Source organism: Psychrobacter sp. NPDC078409, assembly GCF_050268505.1.
GTDB lineage: Bacteria > Pseudomonadota > Gammaproteobacteria > Pseudomonadales > Moraxellaceae > Psychrobacter.
Genome location: NZ_JBNNGW010000002.1, coordinates 342290 through 360556, shown reverse-complemented (window position 1 = coordinate 360556; position 18267 = coordinate 342290). Strand labels below are relative to the sequence as shown.

Annotated in this window: 17 protein-coding genes; 10 read left to right on the top strand and 7 right to left on the bottom strand. The window is 43.0% G+C overall.

The features are described from left to right. Positions 1–68: 68 nt before the first annotated feature. The 6 genes from ACQKC9_RS04570 to gspK all read left to right on the top strand — a co-directional run bounded on the left by ACQKC9_RS04570 (position 69) and on the right by gspK (position 5207). Complete coding sequence (locus tag ACQKC9_RS04570; protein WP_427620665.1) at positions 69–857, top strand: TatD family hydrolase; 789 nt, start codon at positions 69–71, stop codon at positions 855–857. A gap of 234 nt (positions 858–1091) precedes the next feature. Continuing rightward, entirely contained in the window at positions 1092–1775 is a 684-nt protein-coding gene (locus tag ACQKC9_RS04565; protein ID WP_057759351.1) for a TetR/AcrR family transcriptional regulator, read from the top strand. Between the two features lie 362 nt (positions 1776–2137). Further along, positions 2138–2767, top strand: a complete 630-nt coding sequence (locus ACQKC9_RS04560) for a prepilin-type N-terminal cleavage/methylation domain-containing protein (RefSeq protein ID WP_427620664.1) — start codon at positions 2138–2140, stop codon at positions 2765–2767. 38 nt (positions 2768–2805) lie between these two features. After that, positions 2806–3276: a type II secretion system minor pseudopilin GspI gene (gene gspI, locus ACQKC9_RS04555; protein ID WP_427620663.1), complete on the top strand. Its 471-nt coding sequence runs from the start codon at positions 2806–2808 to the stop codon at positions 3274–3276. After that, positions 3273–4091, top strand: coding sequence for a type II secretion system minor pseudopilin GspJ (gene gspJ, locus ACQKC9_RS04550; protein WP_427620662.1), 819 nt, complete (start codon positions 3273–3275; stop codon positions 4089–4091). The genes gspI and gspJ overlap by 4 nt, the downstream gene beginning before the upstream one ends. A gap of 54 nt (positions 4092–4145) precedes the next feature. Further along, on the top strand, positions 4146–5207 hold the full coding sequence (gene gspK / locus ACQKC9_RS04545; RefSeq protein ID WP_427620661.1) for a type II secretion system minor pseudopilin GspK: 1062 nt from the start codon (positions 4146–4148) through the stop codon (positions 5205–5207). A gap of 22 nt (positions 5208–5229) precedes the next feature. Here gspK and ACQKC9_RS04540 read toward each other — a convergent pair whose 3' ends face one another. The 4 genes from ACQKC9_RS04540 to ychF form a co-directional block, all read right to left on the bottom strand. Further along, on the bottom strand, positions 5230–5910 hold the full coding sequence (locus tag ACQKC9_RS04540; protein ID WP_057759356.1) for a TetR family transcriptional regulator: 681 nt from the start codon (positions 5908–5910) through the stop codon (positions 5230–5232). 104 nt (positions 5911–6014) lie between these two features. Continuing rightward, complete coding sequence (locus ACQKC9_RS04535; RefSeq protein WP_427620660.1) at positions 6015–7430, bottom strand: deoxyguanosinetriphosphate triphosphohydrolase; 1416 nt, start codon at positions 7428–7430, stop codon at positions 6015–6017. Positions 7431–7704: 274 nt separating this feature from the next. Next, positions 7705–8313 carry a hypothetical protein gene (locus ACQKC9_RS04530; protein ID WP_427620659.1) on the bottom strand — a complete coding sequence of 203 codons (609 nt, stop codon included), beginning with the start codon at positions 8311–8313 and terminating at the stop codon, positions 7705–7707. Positions 8314–8441: 128 nt separating this feature from the next. Beyond that, the gene (gene ychF, locus ACQKC9_RS04525; protein ID WP_427620658.1) at positions 8442–9533 is read right to left on the bottom strand and encodes a redox-regulated ATPase YchF; all 1092 of its coding nucleotides are present in this window, start codon (positions 9531–9533) and stop codon (positions 8442–8444) included. A 410-nt stretch (positions 9534–9943) separates the two neighbouring features. Here ychF and ACQKC9_RS04520 point away from each other — a divergent pair, with 410 nt between their 5' ends. The 3 genes from ACQKC9_RS04520 (at position 9944) to ACQKC9_RS04510 (ending at position 14240) form a co-directional block, all read left to right on the top strand. Beyond that, entirely contained in the window at positions 9944–12148 is a 2205-nt protein-coding gene (locus tag ACQKC9_RS04520) for an ATP-dependent helicase (protein ID WP_427620657.1), read from the top strand. A 342-nt stretch (positions 12149–12490) separates the two neighbouring features. Beyond that, positions 12491–13738: an NAD(P)/FAD-dependent oxidoreductase gene (locus ACQKC9_RS04515; RefSeq protein ID WP_427620656.1), complete on the top strand. Its 1248-nt coding sequence runs from the start codon at positions 12491–12493 to the stop codon at positions 13736–13738. A 163-nt stretch (positions 13739–13901) separates the two neighbouring features. Further along, the gene (locus tag ACQKC9_RS04510) at positions 13902–14240 is read left to right on the top strand and encodes a RidA family protein (protein WP_102091315.1); all 339 of its coding nucleotides are present in this window, start codon (positions 13902–13904) and stop codon (positions 14238–14240) included. A 190-nt stretch (positions 14241–14430) separates the two neighbouring features. Here ACQKC9_RS04510 and ACQKC9_RS04505 read toward each other — a convergent pair whose 3' ends face one another. Next, on the bottom strand, positions 14431–15243 hold the full coding sequence (locus ACQKC9_RS04505; protein WP_427620655.1) for an enoyl-CoA hydratase: 813 nt from the start codon (positions 15241–15243) through the stop codon (positions 14431–14433). A gap of 194 nt (positions 15244–15437) precedes the next feature. Then, positions 15438–15938 carry a lactoylglutathione lyase family protein gene (locus tag ACQKC9_RS04500; RefSeq protein WP_101205448.1) on the bottom strand — a complete coding sequence of 167 codons (501 nt, stop codon included), beginning with the start codon at positions 15936–15938 and terminating at the stop codon, positions 15438–15440. Positions 15939–16045: 107 nt separating this feature from the next. Between ACQKC9_RS04500 and ACQKC9_RS04495 the strand changes: the two genes are divergently transcribed. Beyond that, the gene (locus ACQKC9_RS04495) at positions 16046–16915 is read left to right on the top strand and encodes a LysR family transcriptional regulator (protein ID WP_427620654.1); all 870 of its coding nucleotides are present in this window, start codon (positions 16046–16048) and stop codon (positions 16913–16915) included. A gap of 111 nt (positions 16916–17026) precedes the next feature. Here ACQKC9_RS04495 and ACQKC9_RS04490 read toward each other — a convergent pair whose 3' ends face one another. Next, positions 17027–18163 carry a glycerate kinase gene (locus tag ACQKC9_RS04490; protein ID WP_427620653.1) on the bottom strand — a complete coding sequence of 379 codons (1137 nt, stop codon included), beginning with the start codon at positions 18161–18163 and terminating at the stop codon, positions 17027–17029. Positions 18164–18267 lie beyond the last annotated feature (104 nt).

Sequence of the window (18267 nt, the reverse complement as noted above, 5' to 3'; positions counted from 1 at the left end):
TGCAAATAAGATTTAAATTTTTAACTCCCAGACTTTTAATTGAGAAAGTTTTAACAACGAGATTATTTATGTTTACAGATACTCATTGCCACCTCAACCGTTTAGATTTGACGAAATACGATGGTAAATTATCTGGCGCGATTGACGCCATGAAAACTGCTAATGTTACCCGTGCGATGGCAATCATGTGTGATTTTGCAGAATATGATGAGATTGCCAATATTGTGAGCACCTATGGTGACGAGACGCTAAATCTAGGGATGAGTGTAGGAATCCATCCTTGCGAAGATATCGATGTACTGAAATCAGCGACGGTTGAGCGTCTAATAGAGACTGCTGATAAAGAGCATGTATGGGCAATAGGCGAGACAGGGCTAGATTACTACTGGTCTACAGAAAATAAAAAAGAGCAGCAAGACAGTCTTGCACGTCATATCCATGCCAGTCAGCAACTAAAAAAACCGCTTGTCATACACATGCGTGATGCAAAAGAAGATACAATCGATATCTTAAAAAGTGAAGGTGCTGAGCATGGTATTATCCATTGTTTCACTGAAGATTGGGAGACTGCGAAACGTGCTTTAGATTTAGGATTTTATATCTCCTTCTCAGGTATTGTCAGTTTCAAAAGTGCCCAAAGTATCCAAGACGCTGCACGACATACGCCTAGAGACAGAATCTTGATTGAAACAGATAGTCCATATCTGGCGCCTGTGCCTAAGCGTGGTCGTCCCAATGAGCCCGCCTACGTACCCTACGTCGCAAGCTTTATCGCAGATATGTATGGTTGTGATAGTAACGAGGTCGGAGCATTAACCGCAAAAAACTTTGAAAATTTACTGGCACAGTATCACTAAAATGGTTATGCTATGACCAGTCAGTCATTTATGTGATGGTCTCATAGTTCAATCCCCCTTTAGTATTTGAATTACTAAATGTAACTATATGATTATCAATGACTATTTGTAAATATAAGCATATCCCTTTTATGGTATTTCAGCAGTTCTTGTATAGTTTTATACGCTCATTGCCAAATGTACGCACATAATTGATGGTCATATGCTTAATCTTGTCATGTTTTAGGAGAGATTATGAGTCGTCAGCACCAGTTCAAGGCACGAGAAGAGAACATCTTAGCGATGGCAGAACAATTGCTACTTGAGTCAGGCGATGGTGATATCACTTTAGACAGTTTGGCAGATCAGCTCGATTTGGCTAAAGGCACCCTGTACAAGCATTTCTCCAGTAAAGATGAGCTTTATCTGCGTATTATTATTCGTTACGAAGAGCAATTGTTTGAGATTAACCGTATTGATGACTGCCCGTCAGCAGGCGTTGCCCGTATGATTTTTCAGCAGTTGTTCAACCCGCAAAAAGCCATGCTATTGAACCAAATCGAAGAGCGTCTGGCAGCATCAGTGACTGGGCTCAATCGTTTGTTTGGTGAGTTATATGATATCCGTCGCCAGCGCATGAAGCGTTTGATTGATATTATTAGCGCATACCTAAAAGATGAGCACAGTAATTTGAGTACTCGTGATTATCTATCGTCTATTTGGGCAATTGGTCAGGGCGGTGCAGGGCTCTTAAACTCAAGCTTTTACCAACGCTACTTAGGTCGCCGTGATACGCTGCGTTATGCCTTTGTTCAGCAAGTGCTAGAGTTGCCAAGCCATTATCCTGCTGATGATGAAGAGGTCATGGATGAGGATATGCAAGAGCTGGTAGAGCAAATCGATACTGAATCAGAAGAGCACCGTAATACCAACTACTAAAGTAGTTATTAATAAAGTAGCAAGTAATTTTTGGGTTGTGAACCTTTTTCGGCTTTAATAAATCGTGTTGTAATGCTTACTATTGCAGCACGAATTCATATATCCTCTACATTCTTTAAAACCCTTTCTCATTCTGCGACAATTAAAATTGGGCTTATAGGTGCAATATGCCGGTCACTGTCAAGACTCAGTCCAGTTCAGCGGCTATTTGCTCTTTTACTCTAATTAGTCAAACGTCTCAGTCAAATTGCTTAGATATAAGCCCTACAGGCCATTGTCGCCGCTGCGTCTCTATATCAACTAATACCTATCACTTAACATCAGTCTCACCAATAAACAGTCGGACACAGACTGGTTTTACATTGGTAGAAATCGTGGTGGTAGTGGTTATCTTATCTATATTTGCTGGCATAATGAGTTTGTCTGTCGGTAGCAGTGAATCCCGCAAAAACCGCGCTTTTTATGAGCATCTTACCGATTCGTTGAGCTACGTTCGCCTATTGTCGGCTGAACGTATGCAGCCGATGGGTTTGCGTATGCAGGCAGATAAGCAAGGACAAGTAGAGCCAGTCATCGTTACCCTATCAAATCCATATGTTGCGTATCAGAAAACTAATATGACGCTAGATAGCACCGACAGTCAGCCTAAGAATGCTATGGAGCTGTCGGCAGAGGTTGCTGGTCTATCAGGCTCTACTGATGAGCAAAAACCAACGCCAAGTTGGGAGGTTGAGTCGAGTGTTAGCTTACCTGCACTGCCTACTGGCGTAAGTATTAGAGTTCAAAATTTGGATTCTAGTAGTTTACAAAATATGGGACGAACCCAAACGTTGCAGCCTTGGTTTAGCGATCAAAACGTACCGCAGGTATTGTGGTTTGGTACAGGACAAGCAACGCCTGTCACCATTGAAGTACTTCACGATTCGCGTTTAGTGGGCGAGGTGATTACCATAATGCCAGATGGTAGCATGCGAATCGGACAGAGGTTATAGTGACTAAATTATACAAACCTCCTATGACAAGCCAGCCTATGTCACCAAAATCTATATCACTCAAGTCTGGGCGCGAGAGCGGCTTTACCCTTATCGAAGTGATGGTTGCTCTGGCTATTTTGGCAGTGGTAGCAGTCGCGGCGAGCCGTGCCAGTAGTGCATATCTGAGCTCAGTTGATATATTGCGTACTCGTACGCTTGCTCACTTCGTCGCTCAAAATGCCGCCGCTGATTTACGTATTCAAGAGACGTGGCTGACAGCCAACCGCACCCAAACCGTTAATTCACAAGGGCATGATTGGCAAATAGCAATGACAGTCGGTGACGCCATCACACCTGCCCTAAAAGAAGTAAATATCGCAGTTTCGCCTATTATAGATGGACAGACGCGTACATCAGTCACTGATATCACTGTGATGCTAAGTAATACTGAGCAAGATACGGGCAGTTTGGATTTGAGTGGTCTAAACATGATGGGTAATAGCGAGCAGGCCGGGGGCGGTCTGTGAGGCATCAGCGTGGTTTTACACTGCTTGAGCTAATGGTTGCCATGGCAATATTTGCGATGTTAGCCGTTGCAGGCTGGCAAGTGTTTGATGGGGTCAACCGTGCTCGTGAGCGCGCACAATTCCATGCTGACAATCTGGCTGTCTTGCAGTACGCTTATTTACAGTTACAGCAAGATATGGGTCAAATTATCCCTTATCAAGCGTCGACTACTCAAAGTGTTAGTGTAGCAAACAATAAACCCCAATCAAGCGAGCAAATAAGCGAGATAGCGCCTGAGCCCTTTATGAGCTTAGATGGAGAGCATATCAGCTTTGTACGCTTTGCCGATCCTGATCCAAGATATCAGAATAGTAATAGCATCCAACGTATCGAATATATTTTTGCGGATGAGCGTTTGATACGTCGCCAATATACCAGTATGGAAGGCGGGCGTGACAGCATCAGCCTAGACAGCGTATTGCTCGAAGGTGTCATAGCAGGAAGCTGGCAAGCTTATCTACCAGAGCTAAGTACCAAGTTTCCGAGCGATGACGCTAACAGTGGTAGTAGTACAAATACCGCGGTGAGACAATCAGCGAATACGGCGAGTCCTAAGCCCACAGCTGTTTTATTACCGAAAGGAGTAGTGGTTAGCTTTACATACCAAGACATACCAATCACTTGGCAATGGGCACTTGCCCCACAACCGATATCGCATAGCAATAGTCAAAGCACAGCCAATGATACAGATGATAGTAGCAATGATAATGCCAATAATGACAACAGCGGTAATGATAGTAGTGACAATAATAGCAGTGCGAGAACGAATAATTGAGAAGGTAGTAGTTAAAATGCATCAATTGCTCAATAACAAAGGCTATGTATGTATATGACTGCGAACTCTCAACGCGGTGTTGCGCTGCTGACTATCTTATTATTGGTAGTAAGTATTACTGTGGTTGCAGGGTCGATGCTTGCTAGCCAAAAAATTGCAATTAGGCGTAGTGGTCTGTTATTCGATCAAAATCAGTTGCTGCAAGATATCGATGCAGGTCAACAGTTGGCAGTGATGATGATTCGCGCTGATAGCAACCTCAATGATACGGATAGTGCGCAAGATATCTGGGCGCAGCCTATACCACCTTATACATTGGCTAGTCACAGTGTCAGCATCGAGCTACGCGATGAGTCTGGTCGTTTTAACATTAATAACTTGTATCAAGGTGGGGCGGCCAACACCACTGCTTTAGAAGTATTCCAACGACTACTCACGCAACTAAATCTAGAGCCTGATATCGCTATTACTATACTTGATTGGCAAGATGCAGACGGCGAGGTATATCAAGATGGCGGTGATGAAAGTACGGTATATGCGCAGCAGTCAAACGCTGTAGCAACAAATGCTTTGCCAAATCAGCCTTTTGTTAGCATCGATCAGCTACTAGAGGTGAAAGGGGTGAGTGCTGAGACATTAGCAGTATTACGGCCTTATCTTACCGCGGTGCCTTATTATGTGCCGATTAATATTAATACTGCCAGTCCCGTATTGTTAGCCGCACTAGTTGATGGTGCTAACAGCCAACAGATGCAAGCACTGGTAGATATGCGCGCGCAGCAGGCGCTGACGTCTATTGATGCAGTATGGCAATTACCGATATTTGGCAGTGTAAATGATGAGCAACGAAAAGCGTTAACACCAACGCTTGCCGTTGATAGCCAAGCATTTATGGCGCTTATCACAGCGACTGATAATGCAACAGTCGGTCAGGCGAAAGAGCGTTTTGCCACTGTTTTGATTAGTAAAGCTGTCGTTGATAATAATCAAGCAGTTAATAGTAGTCAGACAGCTAATAATAATCAGGCGAGTAATAGTAGTGAGGTAGACAGTAAAATGCCCAAGGAAGTCAAAGTAGTGACACAGCGACTATGGGCATTTCGTCCGAGCTTTTAGCGGATGGTATTGAGATCGACATTTAGTCTTTTAGACGTGTTTCTTCGCTAGACTTCCAATTATAAGCCCCGTAAAAAAGCATCTGTGCTTGACGAGTACAGTTATGTAGCATTAGCTGTTTGTTCTCTTCAATTTCGTTTAGATCAATTTCATCATCATGATCTTCCGTGTAAGTCAGCTCTAGCCAATCAATAATCCAAGAGAAAAACATATTTACGCCAGCCTCAGCCAATAAGCGACGGTCATAAGCATTGATATGGGTAAACGCTGGCTGCAACGCTAAGTCGTCTGCCAAACCTTGAGCGTGTATCTTAATCAACTCATTAATGGCTTTGCGTACTGCTTCTGATCCACCATAACGCTCACTGACCAAAAACTGCCAGTAATAAGGCTGATCGCTGACCATATACAAAAACAGCTGAATACTTTTTGCGATTTGACGATCAAAGCTACGTTTGCGGCCAATCTGCAGGCTATCACTTAACGTGGCTAATGTGCCGCCCAATTCCTCAATGACCAAAGCGCGCCCGAGTGACTCCATATCATCAAAATGGCGATAAAACGCAGTCGGCACAACGCCAACCTCGCGTGTTACTTGTCTGAGACTGATAGAGCTAAAAGATTGCCCTGTCATACATAAATCGAGCACAGCATTAAAAAAGGCGTGCCGAGTTTGAAGTTTCTTTTGTTCGCGACTGCTCATAATATTTCAAAATTGTCCGGTAGGTGTTTATCATACTCATTTCAACGCACAAATACGACTGAAATACGCCATTCGTGTTAATTTACTAAACCTTCATTGGTCTTTTAAACCACTGTGCCCCAATGACCCTGCAGTTCTTGCGCCAGTCGATAAGCTTCATGGTCATTCATACCTGTAATAAAATCCAAAATATTTAAGACATTATGATAGATATCGTCAGACAATATGCGGCGATGTTCGTCAAGATGGGGCTGTAGCAATTTTAACAGACGTTGCTGCTCAAAAGACATCGGCGGCTGCATAGTGGCAGATTCGGAGCCAGTCCAAGCGAGTGGCATAAAGGCATTTAATAGGCTATGCAGGCATTGATTGGCCATCAGCTCCATTCTTACTTTGCTCGGATGATTGAATATTTTTTCGCGTGCTAATTGCTTAGCTTGATTGATACCATTCTGTACGCTGGTATCGCAATGAGCAAATAGGCTGCCTTGCAACGTGCCAGCTAGTAATGCATCACTGTTGGATACAAAAGCATCGGTAACGGTATTGACCAAACGCATCATGGCTCGTGCCCGTAGGGAGGCGAGGCTTTGTCTGACAGACATATGCGCTGGCAAGTTTACGCTGCTTGGACGTTCACCAATCAGCTCATAAAATATCATGGCAACTTCGCTATAGGTTAGCATATTCAGATTGATGCCATCTTCTAAATCGATTAGCGCATAACAGATATCATCTGCCGCTTCTAATAAGTAAGCCAATGGATGGCGCGCAAAGCCATCGTGTTGCTCCGAGCGCGGTAAGTGCAAACACGTAGCTAACTCTTCTAGTTGAGGCGCCTCGCTATAAAAGCAGCCAAATTTTTGCACGTTATAATGGTTGTCATTGACATCGTTACTGTGAGTTGCCAACCACGGATACTTCATAAAGGCGCCTAGCGTGGCACAGGTGAGCCGCATACCACCCTTGTCAGGATGATGCTCATTACGTGCCAATAGGCGAAACCCTTGAGCATTACCCTCGTATGCCAGTAAATCCAGTCGCTCGTTGCTGCTTAAATTTTGTAAAATTGCTTGCGGTTCAGGCTGTCTAAACCAATCACGAATCGCATATTCTCCAGCGTGGCCAAAAGGTGGATTACCAATATCATGAGCGAGACAAGCTGCTTGTACAATCACGCCAACATCTGCTGGTGAAACTCCTGCTGGTAGGCCGCTACCTAGTGCATCATGGATTTTTTCGGCAGCCATCATTCCCAAAGAGCGACCAATAGAAGAAACTTCTAGAGAGTGAGTCAGGCGCGTATGAATACCGAGCTGATTGGTCAATGGATGGACTTGGGTTTTCTGATTTAGCTGGCGAAAAGAGTGAGAAAATACCAGTCTGTCATAGTCTTTGTGAAACTGAGAACGAGTACTGGTATTGGCATTAAATTTTTTGGAAGCACCAAGACGTTGTGAATTAAGGAGATGTGACCATTGTGTGGTAGGGGACGACAAGGAGATTGGTTTATTTAGCATATTGAAACATCCGGAACCAAGGGAACCTCTAGCATAGCAAAATAGCACCCTTGGTTCAGCTATATAGTCAGAGAACTACTAAACTGCTACGGCGTTACTCTCCTTAGACGTACTATTTGTACAATCTGTAGTCGGCTGTCTTGTACCCGTTTTAGACTTCTGTGACTAGAGTTAATGCCCTATAAATCGGATACGGTGCCAGTTTTGCTTAGCCTACTACTGGTAGTAATTTCACTCGCCTTGCTTGTATTCAAATTATATTGAACCAACTATATTAAGACTTTTGACAGTTAAAAAGTACGTCTTCCTTGTCGATAGCTACATCGCTGTCCAGTGTCTTATTAAGCAACGTCGCTTTATCTCCATTTACTTGCCATATGATGCCGTGGGTATCGTCTAATCCGATATCGCTGGTATAGATGCCTTTATCAGCATCAGTTTCACTATTAGCAGTAGCTGTTAAATCGTATTCGATACCATCGATGAGTAAATGCGCTGTCTGTGGTGTACTGTCGCTATGATAAGAAACGCCAATAGTAGCAGTAGGCTCACAAGAGAAAGGAGTGCTGCTGTTGGCATGAGTTGCATGATCATGACCTGCGTGCGCATGTTCCTCGTAGCTATGACTTTCATGACTGTGATCTTCATGATTAAGCCCTTCATGATCGTGTTCCATATCACTATGCTCTTCGTGGCCGTGATCTTCATGCTCTTTATCATCATGCATCTCATGACCTTGTTCATGTTCGGCATGATTATCTACAGGCGCCTCTTCAGATACCGCTGCATCGGTATTGTTGTTCGGCTGACAGCCTAGTAGAGAGCCTGCCATCACACTACCTAGTATAGTAATACCTGCAAATTTAGAAAAATAATTAGTCAAAATATAAGTCCTCAAGTAAGCAAAATAAAGATATGTTATAATATAACAATAAATAGGTAAAATAAAGCCGATGATGGAGAATATCCAACATCGGCTAATTAACTTTAAACAAGCTACACTACTTAAAGTTACACGTTAAATCTAAAGTGCATAACATCGCCATCTTGCACGATGTAAGTTTTACCTTCTAGACGCGATTTACCAGCAGCAGCAGCGCCTTTTTCACCGTTGTATTCGATAAAGTCGTCATACGCAATGACTTCAGCGCGAATAAAGCCGCGCTCAAAATCAGTATGAATCACGCCAGCTGCTTGCGGTGCTGTAGCACCAATAGCGACGGTCCAAGCACGTACTTCTTTTACACCAGCGGTAAAATAAGTCTGCATATCAAGTAAGTCATAGCCACCGCGGATTACTTGATCAAGACCGGCCTCGAGCATGTCCATTTCAGCTAGGAAGTCTTTTTTATCATCTTCATCGAGCTGAGCAATTTCAGATTCGATCTGGTTGCATAGCGCGATGACGATAGAGTCTTCACCAGTGGCATAGTCACGAACAGCGTCAAGGTATGGGTTATTTTCAAAACCATCTTCAGAAACGTTAGCGATATACATGGTTGGCTTTAGCGTGATTAGACCATAGCTTCTGATCAGTTTTTTCTCATCAGCGTCTAGGTTAGCAGCACGAGCCGCTTTGCCTTCTGCTAGTAATGGCTCAATCTTTTTGAACACATTAAGCATGGCGCCAGCGTCTTTATCACCGCCTTTTGCTTTTTTGGTCAAGTTAAATACCGCACGTTCAACAGCTTCTAAATCAGCAAGTGCCAGTTCAGTGTTGATAGTTTCGATATCATCAATCGGGCTAACGCGGCCATCAACGTGTACCACATTGTCATCATCAAAACAGCGTACAACGTGAGCAATTGCATCGGTCTCACGGATGTTCGCTAGGAACTGGTTACCCATGCCTTCGCCTTTTGACGCGCCTGCAACCAAACCTGCGATATCGACAAACTCCATCGTCGTTGGTAATACGCGCTCAGGATTGACGATGTCAGCCAGTTGTTTTAGGCGTGGGTCTGGTACTGGTACGATACCCGTGTTGGGATCTTTGGTACAAAATGGAAAGTTTTCAGCGGCGATACCCGCTTTGGTCAACGCATTAAACAAGGTGGATTTACCCACGTTTGGTAGGCCGACGATGCCGCAATTAAAACCCATAACATTCTCTCAATGTATTAATAAAATCAGTTGGTATAAAGTTTGGTTAAATGATAAATCAAAATTGGGCACATTGTAGCAAATTTACCTGAATAGGGGTGAGGTTGTTACGGTATATGCTCAGGTTTTTACTCGATGACAATACGCAGCTTTATGATAAAAGCAGGTCATATTTGGGGCTTAAAAATGAATAAGGCGAATCAATAAGAGTGACACATAGCTTATGTGGGCTAATAAATCCTATTTTTTAATATGCTAAACTGTCACGTATAGATAAGGGCTTAAAGTTCACCGAAAATTCAGCACATATACTCTGCTAGGTTTAACAAGTCATACTTATTCTAAAGCTATAAACAGTCAGACATAAGCTGATAATATCGCCAAAATAAAATGTAAGGCAATTGTAGACAATGACAACCTCGATTTTTGACACACGCCACTATAAATATCCGCAGAACTTCCTTGAGATGAAGCCTAAACTGACTCGACTTGAGCAGGCTATTAAGAAGCTAGAGGCAAATTTAATTGATACTGCTGAGCCGAAAAATATCAAATTGTTAAAGCAGAGGCTAGATAGTGGATTGGGGTTAAAGGTCGATTATGCCAGTGAGTTAAATCCCGATCAGCTAATGGCCGCGACTACGATCGAAGGCAAAGTATTGGTCATTGCTGGAGCTGGCTCAGGTAAGACCAAAACCTTGACCTATCGGACCAGTTATCTATTGGAAAATGGGGTGTCGCCTAAAGAAATTTTGCTACTGACCTTTACGCGTAAAGCCGCAAATGAAATAAAAGATAGAGCTAAGTCTTTGCTAGCAAGCAGTCTTTCAAATCAAGAGCTATCAGATGAAGAGCTGGCTGAGGATAAGCTGCCAACTGATAAAGCATTAAATAGCATCACTAGTGGTACTTTTCACTCGTTTTGTAATATGTTGCTACGCCAGTATTCAGGGTTGCTCGGTATCAATCCAAGGTTTACGATTTTGGATACTGGCGATAGTGAGGATGCTATCGACTTGGTGCATAAAGAAAAAAAGTATCCTGCTCAAACCAAGTCACAAGCCTTTCCACGTAAAAAAACGCTGCAAAATATCATATCGACGTCTAGAAACAGACGTATACATATTCGCGACTTAATCGAAAGTAACTACCCTGATATTGCCGTGCACATTCCTATCATCGAGCAGCTGGCAGTTGACTTTCATGAGTACAAGCGCGCCAATCACTTATATGATTTTGACGATATCATCAGTCAAGTAGTGCGCCATTTGAAGACCAATGATACCTTTCGACAGCTGCTGCAAAGCCAATATCGTTACATTATGGTTGATGAATACCAAGACACCAATATTCCGCAAAAGCAGCTGATCGATTTAATATGTGAGCCTGAGTCGGTATCGCTGATGGTAGTGGGTGACGACAATCAAAGTATTTACGCGTTTCGCGGTGCCAATTATGAAAACATTCTTCTGTTCGGTGAGACTTATCCTCATGCCAAACTTATTAAGCTTGAGCAAAATTATCGCAGTACGCCGTCCGTTTTAAATTATATCAATGCTTTGTCAGAGCAAATCACGCTAGGTTATCAAAAGCAGCTGTATTCTGATGCGCTAATAGAAGGACACAAGCCAGTATTTCGACGACTCAGTGATGAGCCAAAAGAAGCGAGCTATATCACTGACAAAATTGTCGCGCTTAAGCCAGAGTATGACTACAACGACTTTGCGGTATTATGCCGTACGTCTTTTCAGTCCAATTACGTACAGCTAGAGTTTATGGCGCGCAACATTCCCTTTATCGTGGTGGGTGGCATCAAGTTCATTGAAAGACGGCATATCAAAGACGTATTGGCCTTTGTCAAAATCCTTTACAATCCAAATGACACGATTGCTTGGCATCGAATTTTAACTTTGTTTAAAGGGGTAGGAGCAGTAACGGCGACGCGCTTAACCCAAGCTATTACTGCTGACAACAATGCGTTTGAATCCTTACTGGCCGCGCCTTTTGCAAAAAAGAGCGATCAGCTAGAACCTCTATATCATGCGCTTACCAAGGCACAGCAAGCCGAATCGGTCGAGACAGCTATTGAACATATTCTTGAGTTTTATATTCCAGTGCTAAAGCTGATTGAAGAAAATTGGCGTGAGCGTACCGAAGATTTTCGGGTGCTAAAGAACTTAGCGACAGAGCACACAAGCCTTGATAGCTTTTTAGAAAATCTCGCTTTAGACCCACCCAATGATTCGGTTGCTGTGATGGGCAATTCGAATAATGGACAAGACAGTAGCAATGACAAAGTCACTATCTCGACCATTCATAGCGCTAAAGGCCTTGAGTGGCCAGTAGTGTTTGTGAATTCTTTAGTAGATGGCATCACGCCGCATCATCGTTCTTTAGATGACTTTGAAGCATTAGAAGAAGAGCGTAAGCTGTTTTATGTTGCCTGTAGTCGTGCCAAAACGCAGTTATATCTGACGGCACCAAACTACTTCTCTAGTTATTCTGGATACTTTGATAAACCGTCACGTTTTATCGCTGAACTATCTACGAACGAGGTATCGGTTGAGACGACAAGGCGAACCATGATAGAAGACGATGATCCCATTTGGTGGTAATACCCATGTTTAGTTGATTATTTGACTAATTAAACATAAGCTAATAAAGTTATTGAGTAATATAGATAAATGAACTTTCGAATAGTCGAAAATTTCACGATCAAAAACATCAGATAATTTGCCGCGATTCTCACTAAAATTGTTGCTATATTATTGCTCAAAGCCAGTATTATTCCTATCAAAAATACCTTCTCAAAAACCCCATAACCAAAAGTATGTGACGCGAAAATATTTCTCAGATAAGGGTTTCAAATTTATCCTAATGCGTTACTATTACCACCTAATTCTGTTAGACCCTTATATTTGATACTCTGTATTAACACCCTAAGAAAAGGATAGGTTATGCGCTACGAAGTTATCGTTATCGGTGCAGGTATGGTTGGCACGTCAATCGCGTGGCATCTACAAAAAAATAACTCAAATGTATTATTATTAGACAAAAAATTGCCAGGGTCAGAGACCTCATACGGCAATGCAGGATTGATTCAGCGCGAAGCCATTCATACACATCCTTTTCCTCGTCAGCTGACAGAAATGATCAGAGTGTTGCCAAACCAAGGTACCGATATTCGCTATCGTATTCCGGCCATTTTGCGTTATCACCAAGCGCTGCTTCAGTACTGGAAATACTCTACGCCAGCTTCAGTCAAAAAGATTGAATCAGAGTGGCAGACGTTGATTGAGCATTGTACCAGTGAGCACCAAACTATGATTAGCGCTTCTGGTGCTGACGAGCTCATTACTCGTGATGGTTGGTTGCAATTGCATCGCTCAGAAGAGACGTTTAAAGAAGCTCAAGTATCAGCAATCGACGCGCGTAACCAAGGTGTTGAGCATAACGTACTAAACCTTGAAGCGCTAAAAGCAATGGAGCCTAGCGCCAATTTTGAAGGTTTTGTTGGCGCAATTCATTGGAAAAACTCTTGGCAAGTATCAAACCCAAGCTCGCTCGTAAAAGCTTATGCAAAAAACTTCCAAGATATGCAGGGTACGATCAAAGAAAGCGATGTGAAAGAAATCGTTCAAGACGGCGAAGGCTGGAAAGTTATCACTGATAATGATACCTACTATAGTGACAAATTGGTTATCGCAGCAGGCCCATGGTCTAATGATTTGATCAGACCACTTGGCTATAACTTGCCACTATTCCCAATGCGCGGCTATCATCAGCATTTCAAAGTGACAGAAAAGAATACTATCAATCATAGTATGTTTGATATGGACAAAGGCTTTGTGATGGGGCCGATGCAACAGGGTATCCGTATCACTACTGGTGCTGAGATGACCACGATGAATGCGCCAAAGAACTTTGGTCAGTTAAAAACTGTATTGAAGCTTGCTAAAAAAATCTTGCCATTAGAAGATGCGGTTGAGAGTGAAGCATGGGCAGGGTCACGTCCTTGTATGCCTGATATGAAGCCAGTAATCGGTCCTGCTGACAAGCATGACAAGCTATGGTTCGCATTTGGTCATAGCCATCAAGGCTTTACCTTAGGGCCAATGACAGGGCGTCTGGTTGAAGAAATGATTCACGATAAACCTGCATTGGTCGATCTTGCACCGTTCAGTGCCCAGCGTTTTTCTAACTAAGAGCGTATCTGATATATAGTTGATCCAATTTAAGAGCGGTACAAGGCAACCGAGTGCAGATGTATATGTCATACTTCAAGCGAGGTTAACGCTGTAACGCTTTTATAGTGGATTGACTATAGTTAGCACAGACTTAAATTAATAAATGAAAGGTATAGACATGATTAAGAAGCTACACAGCAATCAACGTATGAGTAAAACCGTAATTCATAACCAAACTATCTATTTGTGTGGCCAGGTCGGTAATGCAGAAGACGATATCAAAGCGCAAACATTGACTTGTCTAGAAAAAATTCAAACGTTGCTAGAAGAAGTTGGTAGTGATAAATCAAAGCTACTATCAGTCACTGTCTGGATCAAAGACATGGCTGATTTTGCTGCTATGAATGAAGTCTATGACCAGTGGTTTGAAGGTGTTCAGCCACCAGCTCGCGCTTGTGGTGAGTCAGCTTTAGCACGTCCTGAGCTATTGGTTGAGATGATCGCCATCGCTGCTGAGTAATAAACGGCTCATAGTACCTATAACACCAGTATTAAATAGAAATAAAAAAGGCCATGATAATGATATCGTGGCCTTTTTTATGCTTGGCAATAAGCCAACTCGATTATTGAAAAGAAATATGCTAGCTTTTTAATCCAAGCACACGCCGTATAACGTCAGCGAAGCAATACAATGATTAGTGTCATAGGTACTAACACTCTTTCCATACCGCTTGGCGTTTCTCAATAAAAGCATCAATACCTTCGCTCACATCGTCTGCCATCATATTACAAGTCATCACGTCACTGGCATAGTCATACGCATCTTCGATGTTCATATCTAGTTGTTTATAAAACATATCTTTGCCAGTTTTTATTGCTACCGGAGACTTGGTAGTAATCGCCGTTATCAGTGATTGTAGTGTTTGATTTAACTGCTCTGCTGGTGCAACTCGATTGATCAATCCATATTGCAAAGCGGTATGCGCATCTATGAACTCACCTGTGATTAGCATCTCAAACGCTTGCTTACGAGGTAGATTACGGCTGACAGCAACGGCAGGCGTGGAGCAGAAAAGTCCAACGTTTATCCCAGAGGTGGCAAATTTTGCATCATCAGCGGCAACGGCCAAGTCACAAGCGGCGACCAGCTGACATCCTGCGGCTGTGGCAATGCCTTGTACTTTTGCGATAACGACTTGCGGCATACGGTTGATGGTAAGCATCATTTTGCTACATTGCTGGAATAGGGCACGATGAAATGCTGCATCTGAGTGTGCACGCATTTGTTTTAGATTATGACCAGCACAGAACGCCTTGCCTGTCGCTTGAATCACCACCACTCTGATTGTATTGTCTGGAGCGATACTGTCTAGCTCTGCTTGCATAGCAGACAGCACTTCAACGGACAACGCATTGAATTGTTTGGGTTGGTTTAAGGTGAGCGTGACGACGCCACTTTCTTTATTGTCTTCTCTAATAACCAGAAGGTCGTCTAGGTCTAGAGTGGTGCCTAATTGAGTCATTTATCATCCTTGATAATGGGTTGGTTTATAGTTTTATATATAGCTGACTAAATAGTAGCATGGCTCATATTCTATACGATAGATGGAGCACATAGAAAGCGCACGAAAAAATAGCGCACTCAGATGATGAGTACGCTATTGGTTTTTCAATCAGATATAATCTAAATCTATACTAAGCTGTATATATACTAAACCTAGTATGCGCCTTCGCTATAGATAAGCTCGTAACTGTGGCTATAAATCTCAACGATGTTACCAAACGGGTCTTCCATATAAATCATGCGGTAAGGTTTTTCGCCAGGGTAGTAGTAGCGTGGTTTTTCCATACGCTTTTTACCACCTGCGGCAACCATACGCTCAGCTAACTCTTCAACGTTTGGATCTTGGACGCAGAAGTGAAAGATACCTGTTTTCCAGTATTCAAAGTTGTTTTCAGGGTTTTCTTGGTTTTTAAATTCAAAAATCTCAACACCGATACGGTCACCAGTAGATAGGTGAGCGATACGGAAGCTGCCCCAACCTGCACCGAATACTTCAGTACACATCTCACCAATCGGGCTGTCATCTTCGACAATCTCAGTTGGTTCCATGATGGTGTACCAACCCATCACTTCAGTATAAAATTTTACGGCGGCATCTAAGTCAGGGACTGACAGACCGATGTGTGAAAAGCTTCTTGGATAAACGTTGTTCATAGCTTGTGCTCCTGTTTGCTGTACTCTTGTTTAACGTGAGCCCAGTATACAAATGCACTGTCATTATGTAAAATTATCAAATATTATATAAATAAGTATAAAACGTAATGATTAATATCACATGGCTACGAACTTTCTGTACGCTTGCTGAAGTTGGGCACTTTACCCGCACAGCTGAACGTCTATATATGACGCAGTCTGGTGTGAGCCAACACATAAGTAAGTTAGAGGAGCAACTAGATACAGACTTGTTGATTAGACAAGGAAAGCAGTTCTCATTGACCAATGCAGGTGAGCAGCTATATAAAGAAGCAGGCGAGATATTGCAGCGATTATCAAATTTAGAACAGCGTATCGGTGAAGATCCATCTTATGAAGGATTGGTGCGTTTAATGTCACCAGGTAGTGTGGGACTTAAGTTATATCCGCAGCTTTTGACATTACAGCAGCAGTATCCAAAACTAGTGATTGATTACCGTTTTGCTCCAAATTCTGATATAGAGCGAGCACTGGCTAATCACGAGATTGATATTGGTTTTATGACGGATGTCTCAGAGGATGAAACGGTTAGCTGCAAGCCTATGGCGCAAGAAGCATTGATACTAGTAACCCCTGCGACTACAGTAGAGCCGAGCTGGGAGCAACTTATCGAGCTTGGATTTATCGATCATCCAGATGGCGCTCATCATGCAGGTATGCTACTGACTGCCAATTATGAGCAATTCCAGCATATTAATAATTTTGAGAAAAAAGGCTTTTCGAATCAGATAGGGTTAATCTTAGAGCCAGTCAGCAGAGGAATAGGCTTTACTGTTTTGCCAGCACATGCAGTGGCTGCCTATCCGAAGCCTGAACTGATTAGCAGTCATCATTTACCAGTTGCCGTTAGCGAAACGCTATATCTGGCAGTCAGACGACAGCAGGCACTTTCTAATAGAATGCATACGGTCATCGATGAAGTAAAAGAATGGCTATAGATATGTTGAGAATGATAAATGCACAGCTAATGAAGGGTTAATCGAAAGTTCAATAGCTGTGCGTTTAACAAAAGATGTTCATTGATAGATTGCGACTATAAAAGATTGCGACTATTTTAAAGTCTGCCCAAGTTTGATACTTGCAGCGATATTAGCAGCAGTAGTCTCAATATTATTGTAAGCAGAACCCAACACATTATCAATCGTGTCGACTTTTTGGATACTCGGCATAACCACATCGAACTGACTGGTTTGGACAGGTTTTAGTCCATCGACGCTGCCGCAGATAGCGATAACAGGTGTGCGGCTAGCCTTAGCGATTTGGCTAATACCGCCTGCCACTTTACCCATGGCGGTTTGCGCATCAAGCTTACCTTCGCCAGTGATGACAAGATCAGCCTCTGCGATATGCTGTGACAGATGAGCCACTTCGGCCACCGTATCAAAGCCTGACTTTAGCTGAGCTTGAAAGAATGTCATCATCGCATAGCCAAGACCGCCAGCAGCGCCAGCGCCTTCAACGTATTGACAGTCTTCATAGCCATGCTGTCCACAGATGGTCGCAAAGTGACTGAGTGCTTTATCCAAGGTATTGACTTGTTCTGGGCAAGCGCCTTTTTGCGGGCCAAATACTGCGCTTGCTCCTAGCAGACCACAGAGTGGATTGGTTACATCACAAGCAACCTCAAATACCGTGTCTGATATTTTTGCATGAAGGCCAGTATTATCGAGCTTATGTAGGCTGGCAAGTGCGCCACCACCATGAGTGAGTAGGCTATCATTGATGTCATGAAATGTTATGCCTAGCGCCATTAGCATGCCAAGGCCTGCATCATTGGTTGCGCTACCACCCAGACCGATAACAATACGCTTAGCACCTTCTGCTAACGCATCTTCGATCAGCTCCCCAACCCCATAACTACTCGCAATAACGGGATTACGCTCATCAGCTGTCAGTAGGTGCAATCCGCACGCTTGAGCCACTTCGATAACAGCGGTCGCGTCTGGCAATAATAGGTACTTCGCCGTAATCGGTCTCATCAATGGGTCATGTACTCTGACTTCTTTCCAGCGCCCGCCCAATACATAAGACAATACCGCTGAGGTACCTTCACCACCATCGGCCATTGGCAACAGCTTATAGTCAGCATCTGGAAACACTTGACTAAAGCCAGATTGAATGGCGTGGCAAACATCAAGTGCTTCTAAACTTTCTTTAAACGAGTCAGGGGCAATCAAAATTTTCATACGGCTCTCTTTGAATATCTTAATGACACGATCATTGCGATAGTGTCATGTTTTAAAACGTTTATTTAACAATCATCAAATAAACGTATGTAAAAACAGCTAAT